The following is a 19,380-nucleotide window of genomic DNA, read 5'->3' as shown; positions in this document are numbered from 1 at the left end:
CCGTGCCGCTACGGGGAACACCCTACGGTCGCCGTGTGCGCGCCGCCGCTGCCTCTCGCCCGCAGGAATACGCCAGCGGACTGATGATCTCCTCCACGTCGGGCAGCCACCGGTTCGCCGGGGTGGGACGGCGCGCCCACTGCACCGCGCCCATCCCCCCGAGCCGGGTCGGCGGAGCCGCGACGTAGTCGCCCTCGCCTCGTGTGACCAGGTCGATCGCAGTCGGTGTCCAACCCAACTTCCGTACCAGGTCCGGAACCTTGGCTCCGGCGCCGGGAAGTACGAAGAACAGCATCCGGCGGTCCGGCGTGCAGGTCACCGGCCCGAACGTCAGGTCCATACGCTCCATGCGCGCCAGCGCCAGGAAGCCGGCCGAGTCGGGAACGTCCAGGGCGTCGAAGGAGCGGCCCGTCGGGAGCAGGATCGACGCCGGCTGTTTCGACCACATGCGGCGCGCTGCGGTCGCGCTGCCCGTCGCCTGCGACGCCCAGTCGGCGGTGGCGGGGTGCGCGCCGGGCGAGGCGCAGGAGGGGACGCCGCACGAGCAGCGCTCGACGCCCTCGGCCGCCTCCAGCCAGGTGCCGGGGAACACGTCCCAGTGCCGTTCTTCCGCGTACCGCACGGCGCTGTCCAGCAGTTGATCGCTGCGCTGCTTGGGGATCTGGGCGGCATCCGTGACTCCGATGGTCTCTTCCACGAACAACTCAACTCCCGCCGTCACCTTGGGTTACGGGCGTGCGGGTGCCTGGCCGAGGAGCATCGATCCTGCACGCGGGGCGCATCGGTGCATGGGCGGGGGCGCGCATGCGGCTGTGCGTCGGTGGGCGGGTAGCCAGTGGTGTGGAAGCCCGGGAATGACCGTCAAAAGGCTGTCAATACCGTCTCTTCCGGCATGTTCTGCATTCTCGGCATTCTCTGTATATCTGCCGGGCAGTGATCAACGTGACCGGCGTGATCAGTTCACGACCCAGCGGCACCAGGGGGTAGTCAATGGCAGCCAGGCCTCTCGTCGCCCGCCAGCCGAACGAACGGTTGCAGGCGCTCATTCAGGAAGCCGGGTGCTCCAATGCCGGGCTCGCCCGTCGCGTCAACATGTGCGGCGCCGAACACGGCCTCGACCTGCGGTACGACAAGACATCGGTGGCCCGCTGGCTGCGCGGACAGCAGCCGCGCGGGCGGGCTCCCGGCATCATCGCGGAAGCGATCGGGCGCAAACTCGGCCGTACGGTCACGATCGACGAGATCGGCATGGCCAACGGCAAGAACCTGGCCTCCGGGATCGGCCTGCAGTTCTCGCCGACCGTGCTCGGCGCGATCGAGCAGGTCTGCGAGCTGTGGCGCAGCGACGTGGGTCGCCGCGACTTCCTGTCGGGTTCGACGGTCGCCGCCTCGGCGCTCGTGGAGCCGAGCCGCGACTGGCTGATCACGGGAGCGGACACCCAGGTCGCCAGGACGTCGGGCAGCGGGCGGGTCGGCGCGTCGGACGTGGAGGCGGTACGGGCGACGACGGACGCCCTCGTGGATCTCGACCACCGCTTCGGCAGCGGGCACGTCAGGCCGGTCGTCGTCCACTACCTCAACAGCGTCGTGTCCGGGCTGCTCTCCGGCTCGTACCGCGAATCGGTCGGCCGGGACCTCTTCGCGGCGGTGGCGCGGCTGACCGAACTGGCCGGCTACATGGCCGTCGACACGGGCCAGCCGGGGCTCGCGCAGCGCTACTACATCCAGGCACTGCGGCTCGCCCAGGCGGCGGGCGACCGCGGCTACGGCGGGTACGTACTGGCGGCGTCCATGAGCCACCTGGCCGCCCAGCTCGGGAACCCGCGCGAGATCGCGCAGCTGGCGCGGGCCGCCCAGGAGGGCGCGCGGGGGCATGTGACGCCCCGCGCGGAGGCGATGTTCTGCGCGGCGGAGGCACGTGGGCACGCGCTCATGGGAGACGCGCGGGCATGCAACCAGATGGCGGGCAGGGCGCTGGCCGCGCTGGAGCGTACCGAGGAGGACACGGGCGACGATCCCGTGTGGATCGCGCACTTCGATCACGCGTATCTGTCGGACGAGCTCGCACACTGCCACCGCGATCTGGGACAGGGGGAAGCGGCGGCCCGGCGGGCCCAGGACGCGCTGGACGGCCATCCGGACACGCGGGCGCGGCGGCGGGCGATCGGGCTCGTCGTACTGGCCACGGCGCAGGTCCAGCAGCGCGAGGTCGAGCATGCCTGCCACACGGGCGCGCGCGCGGTGGAGCTGCTGAGTACCTTGCGGTCGAACCGGGGAGCGGAGTATCTGGAGGACTTCCAGCAGCGCCTGGCGCCGTACCGCGACGAACCCGCGGTACGGGAATTCGGCGCCCGGATGGAAATCCAGGCGGCGTAGGCAGACGGGGCGTACGGGGTGGCCCTTAACAGCGCCTTAAGGGCGCATCTTGTTACAGGGCCGCCCGCCGGGACTCCGGCGGTATGTGTGGGGACCGTGGGCGCGTGGCAGAGGCTTGTGGTCACCCGGTAGCGTGAACCGACGGTTCCGTAGGTCCACACATACGTCCACACGTAGGAGTCCCGGTGACGCAGAGCGGACAGGGTGACGAGTCGCGGCTTCCCGCCGCGCGGCCGCCCGCGCACGAAGGTGTCGTGCTGCCCGCGGACGGCAGCGGTCCCTGGATACCCGGGGCGCCCGAGGAGCACGTGGCTCCGGCGGGTGGACAGCCGTGGGGACAGCCGTGGGGGCCGCAGCAGTCCGCTGCTCCGCAGCCGCCTCAACAGCAGTACGGCGCTCCGCAGCCGCCGCAGGCCCCGCAGTACGGGACGCAGCAGTACGGAGCTCCGCAGCCGCCGCCGCAGCAGCAGTACGGCGGTCCGCAGCCGCAGCCCGGAGCGCCCCTGCCGCCGGCGCAGCCGCAGCCGGGGGCGCAGCAGCAGTACGGCGCGCAGCCGCAGCAGCAGGCCCCGCAGTACGGCGCGCAGCCGCCCGTACAGCAGCAGCCCCAGCAGCAGTACGGCTCTCAGCCAGCGCCTCCGCAGCCCGGCTCGCAGCAGTACGGCGCTCCTCAGCCGCAGGCACAGCCGCAGCCGCAGTCGCACGCACAGCCTTTGCCCTTGCCGGCCGAGGCCCCTGCCGGAGCCCCGGCCGCCGACGCGGACGCCACTCAGTACCTCCCGTACGTGCCGCCGGCAGGCCCCGGCGCCCTGCCGCCCGAAAACCCGGCGGACTCCACGCAGTTCCTCGGCCGGCAGCAGAACGCGGCCGCAGGAGCCCCGGCGGGCGACGCGGACGCCACGCGGTACCTCCCGCCCGTCCCGAACGGGCAGGGCGCGCCTGAGGCGCCCTCCGGCGCGCCCTACGGCATCCGCCCGGGCGCCCCCGAGGACCGGCAGCCGCCCGCGGAGTTCGACAACCTCTTCCGGGCCGACGCCGCGCCGCCTGCGGACCCCACGCAGCAGATGCCGCCCCTGAACGCGCAGCCCCCGCACCAGCAGTACCAGCAGCCCCCGTTCGGGGCGGCGCCCCAGGGCCGCGCCGCACGCCGTAACGCGTCCCAGGCCGGGCCCCCTGCGCCCGGGGGTCCCGTGACGTCCGCGGCTCCCTCGGGGGCCGCCCCGCGGCGGCGCAATTCGCCGCTCGTCCTGATCGCGGCCGTCGTCGTCGGATGCTCCGTCCTGGGCCTCGGCGCGGGTGCGCTGCTCAGCATGGGTGACGGCGAGAAGACCGATGACAAGAAGCCGGTCGCAGTGGCGAGTTCACCGGGAGGCGACGCATCGCCGCAGGCCGCCGCGGATCCCGCCAAGCCGCAGGCCGAGTCGCTCGACGCGCTGCTCGCGGACAGCAACGACAGCCGCGCCTCCGTGATCAGCGCGGTCCAGTCCATCGGGACTTGCAAGAACCTGTCGAAGGCGGCGAGCGATCTGCGAGCGGCCGCGAAGCAGCGCAGCGAACTGGTGACCCGCCTCAAGGGCCTGACCATCGACAAGCTGCCGAAGCACGCGGAGCTGTCGGCCTCCCTCACCACCGCGTGGAAGGCGTCGGAAGCGGCCGACAACCACTACGCGGCCTGGGCCGACCAGGTCGCGGGCAAGAAGGGCTGCAAGAAGGGCCACGCACAGTCGACGCCGCAGAAGCAGGCGGGCAACCGCGAGAGCGGCAAGGCGTCACAGGCGAAGAAGGAAGCCGTCGGCATGTGGAACGACATCGCGAAGCGCTACGGCCTGACGGAGCGCGACGCCACGCAGCTCTGACGGCAGTGGACGGGAAAGGAGAGGGGCGGACACCGACTCGGCGCCCGCCCCTCTCTCGTCCCCGCTCCCGTCCCCGCCCAATCAGCCCGCAGAAGGCGCCTGTACCAGCGTGTCGCCCACGTCCACGAAGCCCTTCTTCACGGACACCAGCCGCCCCTGGCGCACCACTTGGAACGTCACGTCCCTGTTGATGATCCGCGGAAAGTCCCGTGTCGCCAGCATGTGCTCCAGACGCCAGCTGAGGGTGGGGGTGAGGCCGCCCGTGTCGACTCCCTCAACTCGGTTGAGCGCCCCCACCACGTCGGACGCCGAAACGCTGTCCGTGTCGCCGTCCCCGCCGTCCTTCGCGAGCGACTCGATGATCGCCTTGAGCACCGTGTACGCGATCCACGTCGTCTGCACCCCGGGCTCGGCCGGGTCGATGCGGTTGTCGGCGAAGGCGTGTTCCTTGATGACCTCGCGCATCGGGTCCCAGCGCGCGTCGCTCGCCACCGGGTACCAGCCCGTGACGTACGCACCCTCGAAGGGCCCGTCCTTGCCGCCCGTACGGTCGAGGAGCGGCTGTCCGACGCTTCCGAGGACCGACGCGACACCGACTTCCCGGGGGGCCTCGGACTCCAGTCTCCGGAACGAGTCGAAGAACGTCTCCGTGTGGTCGCCGAGGACCGCCGTGACGCAGCCCTTTCCGCTCCGGTACGCGTCGAACGCCCCTGCGCTGGTGAGTGCCTGCCGGGCCGGCGCGGTGTAGTCGTTCGCGTCCTCCGCCGCCCGGATGTCCGTGGGCGCTTTACGGTCGCCCTCCGCGAGGCCGGAACCGAGGAGTATCGGCAGGTCGTCACCGGCGACCGTGTCGGGGCGTACCAGGGACACGCGGTCGCAGTCGCGGGCGAGCTGCCTGCCGTTGCCCGCGAGGAGAGCCGCCTGGCCGCCGTTGACGGGATACGACAGCGGGCTGGTGAACTCCTGGTCGGACGCGCCGTAGCCACCGAGGAACGGAATGCCGGCGACCTCCAGGGGCGCCATGAAGGCCCGGCCGTGCTGGCTGTACGAGCCGACGACCGCGATGGCGTTCTCCCGTACGGCCTGCTTGGCGCACTTGGCCGCGCCGACGGTGTTGTTGCGCTCGTTGCAGGTGAGGACCTTGAGTTCGTGGCCCGCGAGGCCGCCGTTCGCGTTGACCCAGCGGGCGTAGGCCTCCGCCATGGCGGGCATGCCCGGCATGTTCGTGGCCGAGGTGCCCACCGGGGCCCACGTCATGACGGTTACGGGCTCCCTGGTGCCCCCCGTGGCACCAGGGAGCATTCCGCATCCCGTCAGCAGCGACGCCCCGACCGCCGTTGCCGTGGCCGCGGCGATCAACGTCGCGGCCTTTGAGAGGAATGGGCGGGTGGAGAAATGGCTTCGCCGTCCGGTCATATGCATGCACGCTTCCGCCCCATGGGTAACGGGGGAGTGAGCATGTCTCAACACGCGGTGACATCGAGGTGAATTACGGGGTGCCGTACGCCCGTCCTGTCAGGGAACGTACGATCTGCAACCGTGCAAGGTTCGGTGAACTCTTCCCGTCGCGGCCGTCGCTCCCCCACCATGGGCGGCATGCCGCTCAATGACATGCCCTGGTGGCGCTGGCGCACGAACGTGCGATCGGCGCTGCACATGCTCTCCGACCCCGTCTTCCAGCAGGAGTGCTGGCTGGCAGGTCTCGAGGGCTACGGAGACGTGACAGATGCCGTGTACCGGCTGGTGGAGGACACCTGGCTGGACAACTGGTCGGCCGAGAAGTACGTCGGCACGATATTCCGGGACGCCCAGGAGGCGTCCCTCGTCGACGTCGCCGTCCTGCGGGTGCTGAAGATCATGCATCAGGTGGGTGCGGACGCGCCCGTATCGGCGTACCTCGAACACCACGCCTGGCCGGAAGCGGTACGGGCGGCCCGCGAGGCGCACGTACGGCTGGCGGCCAACGACGGCGAGGACCCGGACACGGCGCCGCGCACGCTCGAGGTCATCCGGATTCTGACCAGAGCGGCCTGACCCCCGCGGGATATGGAATCCTCGGGGGCATGAGTGACCCGCGCCCCGCCCCTTCGTCAGACCGGTCCTCCCCGGACCAGTACGTCCTCACCCTCTCCTGCCCGGACAAAAAGGGCATCGTGCACGCCGTGTCGAGTTACCTCTTCATGACCGGCTGCAACATCGAGGACAGCCAGCAGTTCGGCGACCACGACACGGGTCTGTTCTTCATGCGGGTCCACTTCACGGCGGACGCCCCGGTGACCGTGGAGAAGCTGCGCGCGAGCTTCGCCGCGATCGGTGACTCCTTCCGGATGGACTGGCAGATTCACCGCCCGGAGCAGCGGATGCGGGTCGTGCTGATGGTCAGCAAGTTCGGGCACTGCCTGAACGACCTGCTCTTCCGGGCGCGGACCGGCGCCCTGCCGGTGGAGATCGCGGCGGTCGTCTCGAACCACACGGACTTCGCCGAGCTGGTCGGCTCGTACGACATTCCCTTCCACCACATTCCGGTGACGCGGGACAACAAGGCGGAGGCGGAGGCGCAGCTCCTTGAGCTCGTACGCTCCGAGAACGTCGAGCTGGTCGTCCTCGCCCGCTACATGCAGGTCCTCTCGGACGACCTCTGCAAGCAACTGAGCGGCCGGATCATCAACATCCACCACTCCTTCCTGCCGAGCTTCAAGGGCGCGAAGCCGTACCACCAGGCGCACGCGCGCGGTGTGAAGCTCATCGGGGCGACGGCGCACTACGTGACGGCCGACCTCGACGAGGGGCCGATCATCGAGCAGGAGGTCGAGCGGGTGGGCCACGACGTGACGCCGGAGCAGCTGGTGGCGATCGGGCGGGACGTGGAGTGCCAGGCGCTGGCGCGGGCGGTGAAGTGGCACAGCGAGCACCGCGTGCTGCTCAACGGCCGCCGCACAGTGGTCTTCGCGTAAGGCGCGGCTGTCCGGCGGCTACCGGCGGCTAGAGGCGGCTCAGTGACGCCGCCGCGAAGAGTACGTCGCGGATGGCCTCCCGGTCGCCGTTCTGGCCCGCCGCCGCCTCCTCGGGCGGTACGTGGCCCGATGCCAGCTGGCAGAATTCGACGCCGTCCAGAGCGACGTGGGCCACCTGGTGGGCGGGGGAGCCGACCGCCGCCGGGGAGTCCAGCGCGATGTACCAGTCGCCGCCGCCCGCCCCCTCGATCTCCAGGTGGAGCGAGCGGCCGGGCGAGCCCGCGGTCACCAGGCTCTGGGACGGGGCCGCGAGACCTGCCCTGCGGCGGGCGGCGAGGGTTGCCGGGATCAGCCGCGCGGCCAGGTCGATCATGCTGTTGAGGTGCGCGGCGGCCGGCGGCTCGTACGGATAGTCCACCGCGTCCGCGATGTCGCCCGCGTGCACCCAGCACTCGAACGCCCGGTCCAGAAGCGCGTCGCGCAGGGGCAGCGCGAAGTCGCCGTACGACACGGAGAGGTCGGCCACGCCGCGGCCCGCGAAGGACACCGTGCGGATCAGGTCGTGGCTCTGCTGCCGCCAGGGTTCGCGGACGGTGCGGGTCGGCGGGAAGTGGGAGCCGCGCCAGTACGACTCGGTGCGCTCCGAAGGCGATACGGGTCCTGCCGGGCCCAGCGGGTCGTCGAGGCTGAGCGCCTTGGCGACCAGGCCGTCGACGCTCATCAGGTGGCCGATGACGCCGGCGACGGTTGTTTTGCGGTACGTCGCCTCCTCACCCGTGAACCACTTGAGGCGGACCGGAGCGTGCCATTCCGAGTCGCCGATGTCCCGCAGCAGGGCGTCCAGGCGCGCTGTCTCGGCGTCGTACGGCGTGGCCCAGCCGGGGACGGGGATACGGGCGGGCCTGCGGCCCAGGCAGCCGTCGAGCACGCGGTTGCGCAGCAGCGGGTCGAGGTCCAGGCTGCGCTCGGCGTGGAGCAGGCCGACCGCGTCCCGCAGCCGTAGCGCCTCGTCCGCGCAGGGGGCGCACTCGGTGAGGTGGTCCTCGACCGCCTTGGTCTCGTCGGACGAGCACGCGGCCAGGGCCCAGGCGCCCAGCAGCGACTTGAGCACGCCGTGGGAAAGGGCGGCCGGGGCAGGCGGCGATGGGGGTGCGGGTGCGGGTGGGGACTCCAGCACTTCACGGTCGTCCGCCGCCGCTCTCGGTGACGGTATGCGCGGAGCCCGGCCGTCCGGCGGCACGCCACCGTGCGGGCCGTGTGGATTGTCCGGTCCGTCCGGTCCTTCCGGTCCGTGCGGTTCCTCCGGCCCGTCGCGCGGGTCCGGACCGTTGCCCTCGGGGCCGGTCGATCCGATGGGTCCGCTCGGCCCGCGTCCCCCGCTCACCGGTGCTGTCCGTATCCGGGCGGGGACGAGAGCCCGTCCTGGTAGCGCGGGTTCGCCGTGGACAGCAGTTGCAGCCCGAGCCGCAGCCGCCTGCGCGCCTCGTCCTCGGTGACTCCCAGGTCGGCCGCCGTCTGCCGGTAGTCCCTGCGCTGGAAGTACGCGAGCTCCAGCGCGGCCCGCAGCGGCGCCGGCATCGACGTCACGATGTAATCCGCGCGGGCGGCGGCCGACGCCCTGCGGACCTTCTGCTCCAGCTCCTCCGAGGTGCCGTCGCCACCGCCGTCCACCAGTGCCGCCGCCTCGGTCTGCCGCAGCCGCTGCACGGCCTGCCGGTGGGTGAGCTTGGCCACCCAGGACCTCATCGAGCCCTGCCTGGGGTCGTACGCGTCCGGGTTCTCCCAGACATAGCCGAACACCTCGCGCGTGATCTGGTCGGCCGCCGCGTCGTCGTCGAGCACCCGGTGGGCCAGGCTGTGCACCAGCGAGGCGAACCTGTCGTACAGCTCACCGAGCGCCGCCGCCTCGCCACGTGCGAGCCGCTGCTGCATCCTGCGGTCCCAGCGAGGTGGTGCGTCCTTCGCCATGCGGCCCCCAACCCTGTGCGCCTGCCCACCGTGTGCCTCTCGTCACTTCCATCGAATGTAGTGCGAGCCACTGACAACGCATGCCCCTTTACGGTAAGTGAGTTCGCGCCCCGGCCCGGGATGATAATGATCGGGCCACGGGCGCCTCCAAGACGTTGTGTTTCATGGGAGTACGGCGGGGCAACCGCCAGAGATGGAAGCACTACTTCCGCATCAGCAGAACGAAAGGTCCAGACGCGTGACGCTGAAGGTGATCGAGGCCGAGCACAACGCCTGGGCCGTACTGCACGTTTCCGGAGAGCTGGACCTGGTCACCTCGCCCGCGGTCCGCCAGCACGTTCACGACGCCGTCGCGAAGGGCCGCCACCGCGTGGTGCTCGACCTGTCCGAGGTCTTCTTCTGTGACTCCAGCGGGGTCGGCGTCATGATCGCCGCCCGCCGCCTGATGCACTCGTGCGGCGGCGATCTGCGGCTGATCCTGCCCGCTCGCGGATCCGTCGACGGTTCGCACGTCAACCGGGTGCTCGCCGCCCTCGGCGTACGCCGCCTCTTCGAGGTCTACCCCGACGTGGCCACGGCCGCCGACGACGAAGCGCAGGCTCTCTCCGCCTGAGAATGCTTCGGTCGGCCCGCCCACGTCGTACGCTCCCCCCTATGGACAGCGCAGAGTACGAGCGCAAGACAGCAGCCCGTTTCGCGAGCTTCGACCAGGACGGCAACGGATACATCGACCGCGAGGACTTCAGTGCCGCCGCGGCGGCCCTGCTGGCCGAGTTCGGGACGACGGCCCGGTGCGACAAGGGGCAGGCGCTCTACATGGGGGCCGAGGCCTTCTGGCAGGGCATGGCCGGCATCGCCGACGTGGACGGTGACCAGCGGGTCACCCGCCAGGAGTTCGTCACTGGCGCGGTGAAGCGGCTGGCGGACAACCCACAGCGGTTCGCCGAAATCGCCCGCCCGTTCCTGCACGCGGCGATCGCCGTCGCGGCAGAGGCGGACGGCACGGGCGTAACTCCCCAGGCCGCGGGGCGGGTCCTGCGCGTGCTGGGTGTGGCGGGGGACAGAGCGCAGGCCGTCGCGGCGGCGCTCGACGCGGACGGTGACGGACTGATCAGCGAGGACGAGATCCTGACCGCCTTCGCCGCGTACTACACGACGCCCGGACCGGAAGCGTAGACCTACTGGGCCCACGGGCCTACTGGTCCTGTGAATAGCGTTCACGCAGCTTGTACTTGAGGACCTTGCGCAGCGTCTCGTTGCGCGGCAACGCGTCCACGACTTCAAGCTGCTCGGGCAGTTTGTGTACGGACAACCCTTGCGCCCGCAGATACGCCGCGACCTCCTCCAGGGTCAGCGGTGCGGCGCCCGGGGGCTGTTCCACGACGGCGCACACCCGCTCTCCGCGCGTCGCGTCCGGCAGGCCCACCACGGCCGCGTCTCCCACGCCCGGGTGCCGGTGCAGGAGGTCCTCGACCTCCTTGGCGGAGATGTTCTCGCCCTTGCGGATGATGATGTCCTTCAGCCGCCCGGTGAGCACCAGATGGCCGGTCGCGGTGAGGTGCCCGACGTCACCGGTGATGAGGAAACCGTCCTTGTCGAAGGCGGCCGTGTTGTGGGCGGGTTCCAGGTAGCCCTGGCACACGGCCTCGCCGCGCAGCCGCACCTCCCCGTCGGTGCCCGCGGGCAGGGGCGTGCCGTCCTCGGCGGTGATGCGCATCTCCATTCCCGCGGGCGGCCGGCCCTCCGTCGTCGCCAGGTTGTCCGCCGTGTCGTCCGGGGAGCCCATCGTGATCATCGGTACCTCGGTCATGCCGTAGCCGTGGGTCAACTGGCAGCCCATCTCGCGTACGACGGCGTGGTAGATCTCCGGCGGTTTGGGCGCCCCGCCGCCTGCGAGCAGCCGCAGGGTGGGGACGATTCTGCGGGACGGGTCCTTTCGCTGCTCGGTCAGGAACATCGAGTAGAAGGCGGTGGACCCGCCCGCGACCGTGACGCCGTGCCTGCGGTAGCCGTCAAGCGCGGCGGGCATCGCGAAGTGCTCGAAGAGGACGGCGGGAAAGCCGTACAGGAGCAGCATCACCAGATAGTCCGGGCCGCCGATGTGCGCGTACGGGAACGCTATGGAGCCGACGTCGTCCTGGGACAGCCGCAGAGCGTGCGCGAGACATGAGCCGCCCGCTATCAGCGAACGGTCGGTGTGCAGGACGCCCTTGGGGTCCGACGTCGTCCCTGAGGTCCAGTAGATCCAGCGAACCGTGGTGCCGTCGGAAGGTGGCTCCGGGAGCGTTCCCGGGTCTGCTTCCGGAACGTTCCCGTACGCCTCGAAAACGCCACGCGCGCCGAGCCGGTGCGCCATCTCCGTATGGTCAAAACCGCGCCACTGTCCCGGTACGGCGAAGAAGTCCGCCTTCGACTCCCGCAGCACGAAGCCGACTTCGCGCTCCCGGTAGAACGGGATGACCGGCGACTGTACGGCGCCGAGCCTGGCCAGGGCCACGGACAGGAGCACCGTTTCGATCCTGGTCGGCAGTTGCCAGGCGACCACGCTTCCGGGGTGCACCCCCAGTTCGTACAGCCCCGCCGCGACGCGCTCGGCGCGGTCCCTGAGCTCGCCGAAGGTGAGTGTGCGGCCGACGCCGTCGACGCCGTCGTCCTGGAGCAGCGCGGGCCGCCGCGGTGTGAGCGCGGCGCGGCGGTCGACGAGCTCCCAGAGCGTACGGGAGGCGCCCAGCGCGTGCGCGGTGTCGGTCGCGGTGTCGGTCACGGCAGTCCCCTCACAGCTGATGTAGCTGACGGACAGTCAGGTGATCCGGAGAGCGTAGGGCGCTGCGCCTTGTCGGTCCAGGGGTGCGGGGCTAGCCTGATATCTGACGGACCATCAGAAATGCGGGATCGCGAGCGCCGGAGGACACACCCATGGAACTGCCTCGGATTGTCAGCGTCGACGACCATGTGATCGAGCCGGCGCACCTCTTCGAGACCTGGCTTCCGGCGAAGTACCGCGAGCGCGGCCCCAAGCCGCTGACCGCCGGAATCGGTGACCTCGCCTATGTGGCGGGCAAGTACCGGATCACCATGGATCCCGACGGCCCGCCCACCGACTGGTGGATCTACGAGGACCTCAAGTTCCCGTACAAGCGCAACATCGCCGCCGTCGGCTTCGACCGCGACGACATGACCCTGGAGGGCATCACCCGCGCGGAGATGCGGCGAGGCTGCTGGGACCCCAAGGCGAGGCTCGCCGACATGGACCTCAACCACGTCGAGGCTTCCCTGTGCTTCCCGACCTTCCCGCGCTTCTGCGGGCAGACCTTCGCGGAGGCGCACGACAAAGAGGTCGCCCTCGCCTGCGTGCGCGCGTACAACGACTGGATGGTGGAGGAGTGGGGCGGCGTGAGGGACCTGATCCCCGAGCCCCCTTCGACGTACTACTACCGGCAGATGTTCTGCTGTTTCTTCCGCGACAAGCACGGCGTCGCCTCCCTGGACGTCGTCGGCCGCGACAACGCCACCTTCGAGACCGACTATCCGCACGTCGACTCGACGTTCCCGCACACGAAGGAAGTCGCGCTCGATCACGTGAAGGGCCTCGACGACGAGACCGTCTACAAACTGATGCGCGGCAACGCCATCCGCATGCTCGGCCTCGACCTGGACCGCGACCGCGTCCCAGCCGCCACCGCCCGCGCCCGCTGATGGACCTCACCTACAGCAAGGAGGAAGAGGACTTCAGGGCGCGCCTGCGCGAATGGCTGGCGGCCACGCTGCCCGGCCTGCCGCCCCGGCCCGACCCACGGGACTGGCCGGGGCGGCGCGCGTACGACACGGCGTGGCAGCGCCGGCTGTACGACGCCGGGTACGCGGGGCTGCACTGGCCCGCCGACGCGGGCGGGCGCGGCGCCACCCCCACGCAGCACCTGATCTTCCTGGAGGAGACCGAGCTGGCCGGGGCGCCCTACGTCGGTGCGAACTTCGTCGGCCTGCTGCACGCGGGACCCACCATCGCCGCCGAAGGAACCCGGGAACAGCGCGCGCGCTGGCTGCCGCCGATCCTGCGCGGCGACGACGTCTGGTGCCAGGGCTTCAGCGAACCGGACGCCGGTTCGGACCTCGCGTCGCTGCACACCCGTGCGGTGCGGGACGGTGACACGTACATCGTCACCGGATCGAAGATCTGGACCTCGCACGCGGAGGTCGCCGACTGGTGCGAGCTGCTGGTACGCACCGAGGCGGTGAGCGCGGCCGTTCCCAAGCACCGGGGCATCACCTGGCTGGCCATGCCGATGAACGCTCCGGGCGTGACGGTGAGGCCGTTGCGAACGCTCACGGGAACGGCCGAATTCGCGGAGATGTTCCTCGACGAGGTACGCATACCGGTCACCCACCGCGTGGGGGACGAGAACGACGGCTGGCGCGTCACCATGGTCACCCTTTCCTTCGAGCGCGGCACGGCCTTCGTCGGCGAGGTCGTGGCCTGCCGCCGTACGCTCCGGGCACTCGCCGCGGCCGCTCGCGGGAACGGCCGTTGGGACGACCAGGAAGTGCGCCGCACCCTGGGGCGCCTGAACGCCGAATTCACCGCTCTGTGGCGGCTCACCCAGTGGAACGTCAGCGAAGCGCAGCACACGGGAAGCGAAAAGAGCGTTCCCGGGAACGGCGGTTCCGTCTTCAAGCTGCGCTACTCGCACGCCCGTCAGGAGCTGTACGACGCTGCCGCGCGGGTGCTCGGCCCCGGTTCCCTTGACCTGTCGCACGACTGGACCCTGGACCGGCTGTCGTCGCTCTCGTACACGATCGCCGCGGGCACGTCCCAGATCCAGCAGAACATCGTCGCCGAGCGCATCCTCGGCCTTCCCAAGGGGCACTGACGCGCTGATGGACTTCCGTCTCACCGACGACCAGCGCGCGCTCCGGGCGGGCGTACGGCACCTCCTCGAAGGGCGCTTCGGGCGCGAGCGGCTGCGGGCGGCGGTCGACAAGCCGGGCCGGGGCCCGGACGCCCTGGACCGGGCCCTGTGGAAGGAGCTCGGCGACGCCGGGTTCTTCGCGCTGCGGCTGCCCGAGGAGGACGGCGGAGTGGGCCTCGGCCTGCCCGAAGCGGTCCTCGCCTTCGAGGAGGCGGGCCGCGCGCTGCTGCCCGGCCCCCTGGTGGCCACGCACCTCGCGGCCGGCACGGTCCCGGGAGCGGCCACCGGCGAGACCGTGGTGACGAGGGTGGACGGCGTACTGGTGGAGTGGCTGGACGCGGCCGACCACGTACTCGGGAACGCCGCGGGGGCCGTGCCCGTACGCTCCGTGGACCCGCTGACGCCGCTCCACCGCGTGCCCGGGGAGCTTCACGGGAACGCTCCCGGGCACGTTCCGGGGAACGTCCCTGAGGCCGCCCTTCTGACCGCCGCCGAACAGCTCGGCAGCGCCGCCCGTACCACTGAGGCAGCTGTCCAATACGCGCGCGAGCGTGAACAGTTCGGCCGGCCCATAGGCGCCTTCCAGGCGGTCAAGCAGCTGTGCGCGCAGATGCTGGTACGCGCGGAGGTGGCCCGCGGCGCGGTGTACGGGGCCGCGGTGACCGGTGACCCGGTGGAGATCGCCGGGGCCAAGCTGCTCGCCGACGAGGCGGCGATCCGGAACGCCCGCGACTGCCTCCAGGTGTACGGCGGCATGGGCTTCACCTGGGAGGCCGACGTACACCTGCATCTGAAGCGCGCGTGGGTGCGTGCCGAGCGGTGGCAGACGGCGGGGGACGCGGCGGAGACGCTGGCGGCGGCGCTGCTGTGACGGGGCGACCGGGCGAAAGGGGGTGAAAGGGGTGAAAGGAGAGACGGGGATGAACGGGACGACTGGGGCGTCCGGTGTGCGTTCTGTGGTCGTGCATAAACGGGCGGTGACCCAATCCTGCGACTGGTGAGCGATTACCGTCCGTCGATATCGGGTTGTGTCCTTCGCGTTACTCGTCACGGGCCGGAGTCGGGGGTGCGCTCCGGTACCCTCCGTGGGATGCGAGTGGTTGTGATGCGCAGCTGTCCCGGCGTGGCCTTGGTGGCGACTGCGGGCCGCGAGATGTGCGCCGCTCGCGCCGTGCGGAGGCGCCGTGCGCGCCCCTGTTCGACTCCCCGCAGCGTGCGTCGCACAGTATGCACCACGCGTACTCCTTCGCGCTGGAATATGCCCGAAGCGCTTGTTGCGGTGACTGTACGTCAACCATGCTGTTCCATAAGGGAATCACGTTCCGTGACCCTGTGGAGACGCGAGGCGATGTGTCCGCCGGTTCGGATGGTGTGAGCGGTGCAGGTGCTTCAGGTGCAGTTGGAGGTAGGGGCCGACCCCGCCGAGGTGGGGCGCGCCAGGAGGTGGGCTCGCTCGCGGCTTGTCGGCTCCGGGATAAGAGTCGATGAGCCGCTGGCCGAGACCCTGATCCTGCTCATCTCGGAACTGGTCACCAACGCGGTGGTGCATACGGGCTGTCCGGCCGTACTGCGCATGCTCTTCGGAGCCGCCGACGACGGCACGGTCCGGGTCGAGGTCGCTGATGTCAGCGCCCGCCCGCCGAAGCCCCGGCACGCGGACGGCGACGACACCAACGGGCGGGGGCTGGAGCTGGTCGACGGCCTCGCCGACCGTTGGGGCTGGCAGTCCGAGGGTGCGGGCAAGCGGATCTGGTGCGAGGTGGACCGGGGGGCGCCCGTTGTTGCATCAGGGGCGTACGAGGTGACTGCGTATGAGCCGTCGTGCGCTGTCACAAATAGCGCATAAGTCGTAAATCGTCGGTCAGGTGTTGACGGCTCGTGATGGCCTGATGACCCTTGGACGAGGCGATTCGCTGTGAGGGGACGCCGAGGATTTCCGTCCTTGGCGAGTGCGGGTCGTGGTTCGGCGTCAGCTCCTTCGAGGGCAAGAGGGGGGCAGGGCCTGTACGCCGGAGCCGGGTGGTGGCCCTTGTGCCGCGCTCGGGGCGTGCGGGAGTGCGTCGCCACCCGGCTGTTCAAGCCCCTGAAGGTGCCGAGGTCAGAGGATTGCTACGGGGGCGACAGGGGTGCCCGTTCCCCCGACGAACGGCTCCGGCATGGCGGAGAGCAGGAAGGCGTACCGCCCCTCCTCCGCGCAGGCTGTGGACAAGGTTTCCAGATTCCAGTTCTGGCCCTGGAGCATGCCCATTTCGACGAGGTCGAGGGCGTGTACGGGCAGCCACAGGTTCTCGATCTCCGGCGGGAAGATCTCGAAGGTGAGGGTGTCGTTCGCGACCGCGGCGACGTCGCGGGCGTGGAACCACTCGGGCGTACGGACGGACAGGCCCGGGGACGGGTAGCCGTAGCCGTGCTTGTCGCCCGTGAGGTAGACCTGGATCTGCCCGGTCCGTACGAGAACGATGTCACCGGCCCGCACGGTCGTACGCGCCAGCTCCTCGGCGGCGTCGAGGTCCTCCGGCGTCACCGCGTGGTCCCCGGCCAGCCGGTCCACTCCGCGCGCGCGGGCCACGTCGAGCAGCACCCCGCGTGAGACGACGTGCCGCGCCTTGTCTATGCCGCTGAAGCGGGCCCGGGTGTGGGGGGTGATGGTGGCGGCCGGGCGGCCGTTGTAGATCTTCCCCGAGTGCGACGCGTGGGTGAGGGCGTCCCAGTGCGTGGCCGCCTGGAGCCCCATGGTCACGGCGTCGTCGCTGGTGGCGACGGTGCCGGGGCCGAAGAGCTCCTGGTTGATCTGGACCATGGAGTGGAGCGGGTTGACGCGGCCCGGTATCAGGCCTGTCTGTACGCCGTCCTGGTCGAGGGGGAGCGCGAGGGGTATGCGGCGGCCGGTGCGGATGGTGGTGGCGGCGGTGCGTACGACTTCGTCGGTGATGAGGTTGAGGGTGCCGATCTCGTCCTCGGCGCCCCAACGGCCCCAGTTGTTCACGCGCTTGGCGATGTCGTGGAACTCGGCCGGCAGTGACATGGGGCCTCCTCGGGGCTTGTGTCCGGGTGAGTGGGTGCGGATAAAATCTAACGGTCCGTCAGAAACCGCGGGAAGGGGCCGGACGTGGGGAACTTCTTGGCAGGCAAGGTCGTCGCCGTGACAGGTGCCGGGCGCGGCATCGGGCGGGCGGTGGCCCTGGCCTGCGCGGCCGAGGGGGCGCGGGTCGTCGTCAACGACTACGGCGTCTCGATGGAGGGCTCGCAGCCGACGAGCGAGGTCGCCGAGGCGGTGGTGAAGGAGATCGCGGCGGCGGGCGGCGAGGCGGTCGCGGTCGCGGACGACGTCTCGACGATGGCGGGCGGGCAGCGGATCGTCGATGTGGCGCTGGCGCGGTACGGGAGTATCGACGGGGTGGTGTGCGTCGCGGGGATCCTGCGCGAGCGGATGCTTTTCAACATGGGCGAGGAGGAGTGGGATCCCGTTGTCGCGACTCACCTGAAGGGCACGTTCACGGTATTCCGGGCGGCGTCGGCGGTGATGCGCAAGCAGGGCGGCGGGACGCTGATCGGCTTTACGAGCGGCAACCACCAGGGGAGCGTCGCCCAGGCCAACTACAGCGCGGCGAAGGGCGGGATCATCTCGCTCGTGCGGAGCGCGGCGCTCGGGCTGCACAAGTACGGGGTTACGGCCAACGCGGTGGCTCCGGTGGCGCGCACGCGGATGTCCGCGAACGTACCGATGGAGCTGAAGGAGATCGGGGAGCCGGAGGACGTGGCGGCGCTCGTCGTGTACTTGCTCTCCGAGCGGGCGCGGGAGGAAGGGATCACCGGGCAGGTCTATACGGTCGCGGGCCCGAAGATCGCGGTCTGGGCGCAGCCGAGGGAATTGCGGGCGGGGTACGCGGAGGGCGGCGCGTGGACGCCGGAGCGGATCGCGGACTTCTTGCCGGGGACGGTGGGGGTGGATCCGATGCCGATGCTGGCGCGGGTGGAGGCGATGGCTGAGGCGGCGGCGAGGAAGGCGCGGCCGAATGCGTGAGGTGGGGGTGGCAATCGCCGGACGGGCTTGATCGGGCTGAGCCGCAGGCACAGGCCCGCCCCGCCACACCCGCACGCACGCACACACACACATCCGCGACGAACGGGAGACACCGTGGACTTCGCCTTCGGTCCGGACGACGACGCGTTCAGGAGTGACGCCCGCGAGTGGCTCGCCGCGCATCGCGGGGACGCGGCCGGCCGGGACTGGGAACGGGAGCTCGGCGACGGCGGGTGGATCGGCATCGGGTGGGACGACGGCGGGGCGTACGGCGGCCGGCGGGCGGGCCTCACCCAGCAGGTCGTCTGGGCCGAGGAGTACGCTCGCGCCCGCGCCCCCGCCAGAGCCGGGCACATCGGGGAAAACCTCCTGGCCCCCACCCTCATCGCCTACGGAAGCGACGCCCAGAGGCAGCGCTTCCTGCCCGCGATCGCGCGTGGCGAGGAGCTCTGGTGCCAGGGCTACAGCGAGCCCGGCGCCGGGTCGGACCTGGCCGGGGTGCGCACCGTCGCCGTACGGGACGGGGGTGCGTACCGCGTCACTGGGCAGAAGATCTGGACCTCCCTCGCCCAGGACGCCGACTGGTGCTTCGTCCTGGCCAGGACCGGGGAAGCGAGGCCGGGCGCGCGGCGCCATCACGGGCTGTCGTTCCTGCTGGTGCCGATGGATCAGCCGGGGCGCATCGAGGTGCGGCCCATCCGGCAGATGACCGGGACCAGCGAGTTCAACGAGGTGTTCTTCGACGGGGCACTGGCCCGCGAAGTGGTGGGCGGCGAAGGCAACGGCTGGCGCGTGGCCATGGGCCTGCTCGCGCTGGAGCGCGGGGTGTCCACGCTCGTGCAGCAGATCGGGTTCGCGGAGGAGCTGCGGGAGGTCGTGCGGCTCGCCGTCGAGGCGGGGGCGGGGGGCTGGGGTGAAGGCGCCGGGGATCCCGTCGTACGCGCCCGGCTCGTCCGGCTGTGGGCCGAGCTGCACACCATGCGCGCCAACGCCCTGCGTACGCTCGGCACTTCGGGCGGCGGACCCGGCGCGCCCAGCGTCGCCAAACTCCTCTGGGGCGGCTGGCACCAGCGGCTGGGTGAGCTCGCCGTTCAGGTGCGGGGCGCGGCCGCGACGGTCGGGCCGTACGACTGGGACGAGGAGCGGCCGTACGAACTGGACTCCCTGCAGAAGCTGTTCCTCTTCAGCCGGGCCGACACCATCTACGGCGGCTCCGACGAAATCCAGCGCGACATCATCGCCGAGCGCGTGCTCGGTCTACCGAGGGAGAGGGAGAGGGAGTCGGGATGAGTGGC

The 19,380-nt window shown here is 70.9% G+C and carries 18 protein-coding genes; 12 read left to right on the top strand and 6 right to left on the bottom strand.

The annotated features are described in order from the left end of the window. Nucleotides 1–22 precede the first annotated feature (22 nt). Nucleotides 23–697, bottom strand: coding sequence for a bifunctional DNA primase/polymerase (locus tag J7E96_RS07015; RefSeq protein ID WP_215128555.1), 675 nt, complete (start codon nucleotides 695–697; stop codon nucleotides 23–25). Nucleotides 698–990: 293 nt separating this feature from the next. On the opposite strand from J7E96_RS07015, the gene J7E96_RS07010 reads away from it, so the two are divergent. After that, nucleotides 991–2,376, top strand: coding sequence for a transcriptional regulator (locus J7E96_RS07010; protein ID WP_215128553.1), 1,386 nt, complete (start codon nucleotides 991–993; stop codon nucleotides 2,374–2,376). A gap of 185 nt (nucleotides 2,377–2,561) precedes the next feature. Then, complete coding sequence (locus J7E96_RS07005) at nucleotides 2,562–4,232, top strand: hypothetical protein (RefSeq protein ID WP_215128551.1); 1,671 nt, start codon at nucleotides 2,562–2,564, stop codon at nucleotides 4,230–4,232. 81 nt (nucleotides 4,233–4,313) lie between these two features. Here J7E96_RS07005 and J7E96_RS07000 read toward each other — a convergent pair whose 3' ends face one another. After that, complete coding sequence (locus tag J7E96_RS07000; protein ID WP_215128549.1) at nucleotides 4,314–5,648, bottom strand: ABC transporter substrate-binding protein; 1,335 nt, start codon at nucleotides 5,646–5,648, stop codon at nucleotides 4,314–4,316. A gap of 171 nt (nucleotides 5,649–5,819) precedes the next feature. Here J7E96_RS07000 and J7E96_RS06995 point away from each other — a divergent pair, with 171 nt between their 5' ends. After that, complete coding sequence (locus J7E96_RS06995) at nucleotides 5,820–6,266, top strand: hypothetical protein (RefSeq protein ID WP_215128622.1); 447 nt, start codon at nucleotides 5,820–5,822, stop codon at nucleotides 6,264–6,266. 29 nt (nucleotides 6,267–6,295) lie between these two features. Beyond that, nucleotides 6,296–7,186 carry a formyltetrahydrofolate deformylase gene (gene purU / locus J7E96_RS06990; RefSeq protein WP_215128547.1) on the top strand — a complete coding sequence of 297 codons (891 nt, stop codon included), beginning with the start codon at nucleotides 6,296–6,298 and terminating at the stop codon, nucleotides 7,184–7,186. A 28-nt stretch (nucleotides 7,187–7,214) separates the two neighbouring features. On the opposite strand, the gene J7E96_RS06985 is transcribed toward purU, so the two are convergent. Together J7E96_RS06985 and J7E96_RS06980 are read right to left on the bottom strand one after the other, a co-directional pair. Beyond that, nucleotides 7,215–8,426: a maleylpyruvate isomerase N-terminal domain-containing protein gene (locus J7E96_RS06985; RefSeq protein ID WP_215128620.1), complete on the bottom strand. Its 1,212-nt coding sequence runs from the start codon at nucleotides 8,424–8,426 to the stop codon at nucleotides 7,215–7,217. A 140-nt stretch (nucleotides 8,427–8,566) separates the two neighbouring features. Continuing rightward, on the bottom strand, nucleotides 8,567–9,154 hold the full coding sequence (locus J7E96_RS06980) for a sigma-70 family RNA polymerase sigma factor (protein ID WP_215128545.1): 588 nt from the start codon (nucleotides 9,152–9,154) through the stop codon (nucleotides 8,567–8,569). Between the two features lie 238 nt (nucleotides 9,155–9,392). On the opposite strand from J7E96_RS06980, the gene J7E96_RS06975 reads away from it, so the two are divergent. Continuing rightward, complete coding sequence (locus J7E96_RS06975) at nucleotides 9,393–9,767, top strand: STAS domain-containing protein (RefSeq protein WP_215128543.1); 375 nt, start codon at nucleotides 9,393–9,395, stop codon at nucleotides 9,765–9,767. A 41-nt stretch (nucleotides 9,768–9,808) separates the two neighbouring features. Continuing rightward, nucleotides 9,809–10,330: an EF-hand domain-containing protein gene (locus tag J7E96_RS06970; RefSeq protein WP_215128541.1), complete on the top strand. Its 522-nt coding sequence runs from the start codon at nucleotides 9,809–9,811 to the stop codon at nucleotides 10,328–10,330. A 19-nt stretch (nucleotides 10,331–10,349) separates the two neighbouring features. On the opposite strand, the gene J7E96_RS06965 is transcribed toward J7E96_RS06970, so the two are convergent. Then, entirely contained in the window at nucleotides 10,350–11,918 is a 1,569-nt protein-coding gene (locus J7E96_RS06965) for a class I adenylate-forming enzyme family protein (protein ID WP_215128539.1), read from the bottom strand. Between the two features lie 152 nt (nucleotides 11,919–12,070). On the opposite strand from J7E96_RS06965, the gene J7E96_RS06960 reads away from it, so the two are divergent. The 4 genes from J7E96_RS06960 (at nucleotide 12,071) to J7E96_RS06945 (ending at nucleotide 15,907) form a co-directional block, all read left to right on the top strand. Then, nucleotides 12,071–12,850: an amidohydrolase family protein gene (locus J7E96_RS06960; RefSeq protein ID WP_215128538.1), complete on the top strand. Its 780-nt coding sequence runs from the start codon at nucleotides 12,071–12,073 to the stop codon at nucleotides 12,848–12,850. Continuing rightward, the gene (locus J7E96_RS06955; RefSeq protein WP_215128537.1) at nucleotides 12,850–14,022 is read left to right on the top strand and encodes an acyl-CoA dehydrogenase family protein; all 1,173 of its coding nucleotides are present in this window, start codon (nucleotides 12,850–12,852) and stop codon (nucleotides 14,020–14,022) included. Before J7E96_RS06960 ends, J7E96_RS06955 begins: the two co-directional genes overlap by 1 nt. Nucleotides 14,023–14,029: 7 nt before the next feature. Next, nucleotides 14,030–14,932 (top strand): acyl-CoA dehydrogenase family protein, encoded by a 903-nt coding sequence (locus tag J7E96_RS06950; protein ID WP_215128536.1) that lies wholly within the window; start codon nucleotides 14,030–14,032, stop codon nucleotides 14,930–14,932. Between the two features lie 507 nt (nucleotides 14,933–15,439). Further along, on the top strand, nucleotides 15,440–15,907 hold the full coding sequence (locus tag J7E96_RS06945; RefSeq protein WP_215128534.1) for an ATP-binding protein: 468 nt from the start codon (nucleotides 15,440–15,442) through the stop codon (nucleotides 15,905–15,907). 252 nt (nucleotides 15,908–16,159) lie between these two features. Here the strand turns inward: J7E96_RS06945 and J7E96_RS06940 are convergent, their stop codons facing one another. After that, the gene (locus tag J7E96_RS06940) at nucleotides 16,160–17,086 is read right to left on the bottom strand and encodes a cyclase family protein (RefSeq protein WP_215128532.1); all 927 of its coding nucleotides are present in this window, start codon (nucleotides 17,084–17,086) and stop codon (nucleotides 16,160–16,162) included. An 84-nt stretch (nucleotides 17,087–17,170) separates the two neighbouring features. On the opposite strand from J7E96_RS06940, the gene J7E96_RS06935 reads away from it, so the two are divergent. Together J7E96_RS06935 and J7E96_RS06930 are read left to right on the top strand one after the other, a co-directional pair. Then, nucleotides 17,171–18,085 (top strand): SDR family oxidoreductase, encoded by a 915-nt coding sequence (locus tag J7E96_RS06935; RefSeq protein WP_215128530.1) that lies wholly within the window; start codon nucleotides 17,171–17,173, stop codon nucleotides 18,083–18,085. Nucleotides 18,086–18,199: 114 nt separating this feature from the next. Beyond that, a complete protein-coding gene (locus J7E96_RS06930; protein WP_215128528.1) occupies nucleotides 18,200–19,375 on the top strand; it encodes an acyl-CoA dehydrogenase family protein in 1,176 nt (391 codons plus the stop codon). Nucleotides 19,376–19,380: the final 5 nt, after the last annotated feature.

Source organism: Streptomyces sp. ISL-96, from assembly GCF_018614035.1.
GTDB lineage: Bacteria > Actinomycetota > Actinomycetes > Streptomycetales > Streptomycetaceae > Streptomyces.
The sequence above is the reverse complement of the archived record's forward strand: the minus strand, read 5'-3'. Positions and strand labels throughout refer to the sequence as shown.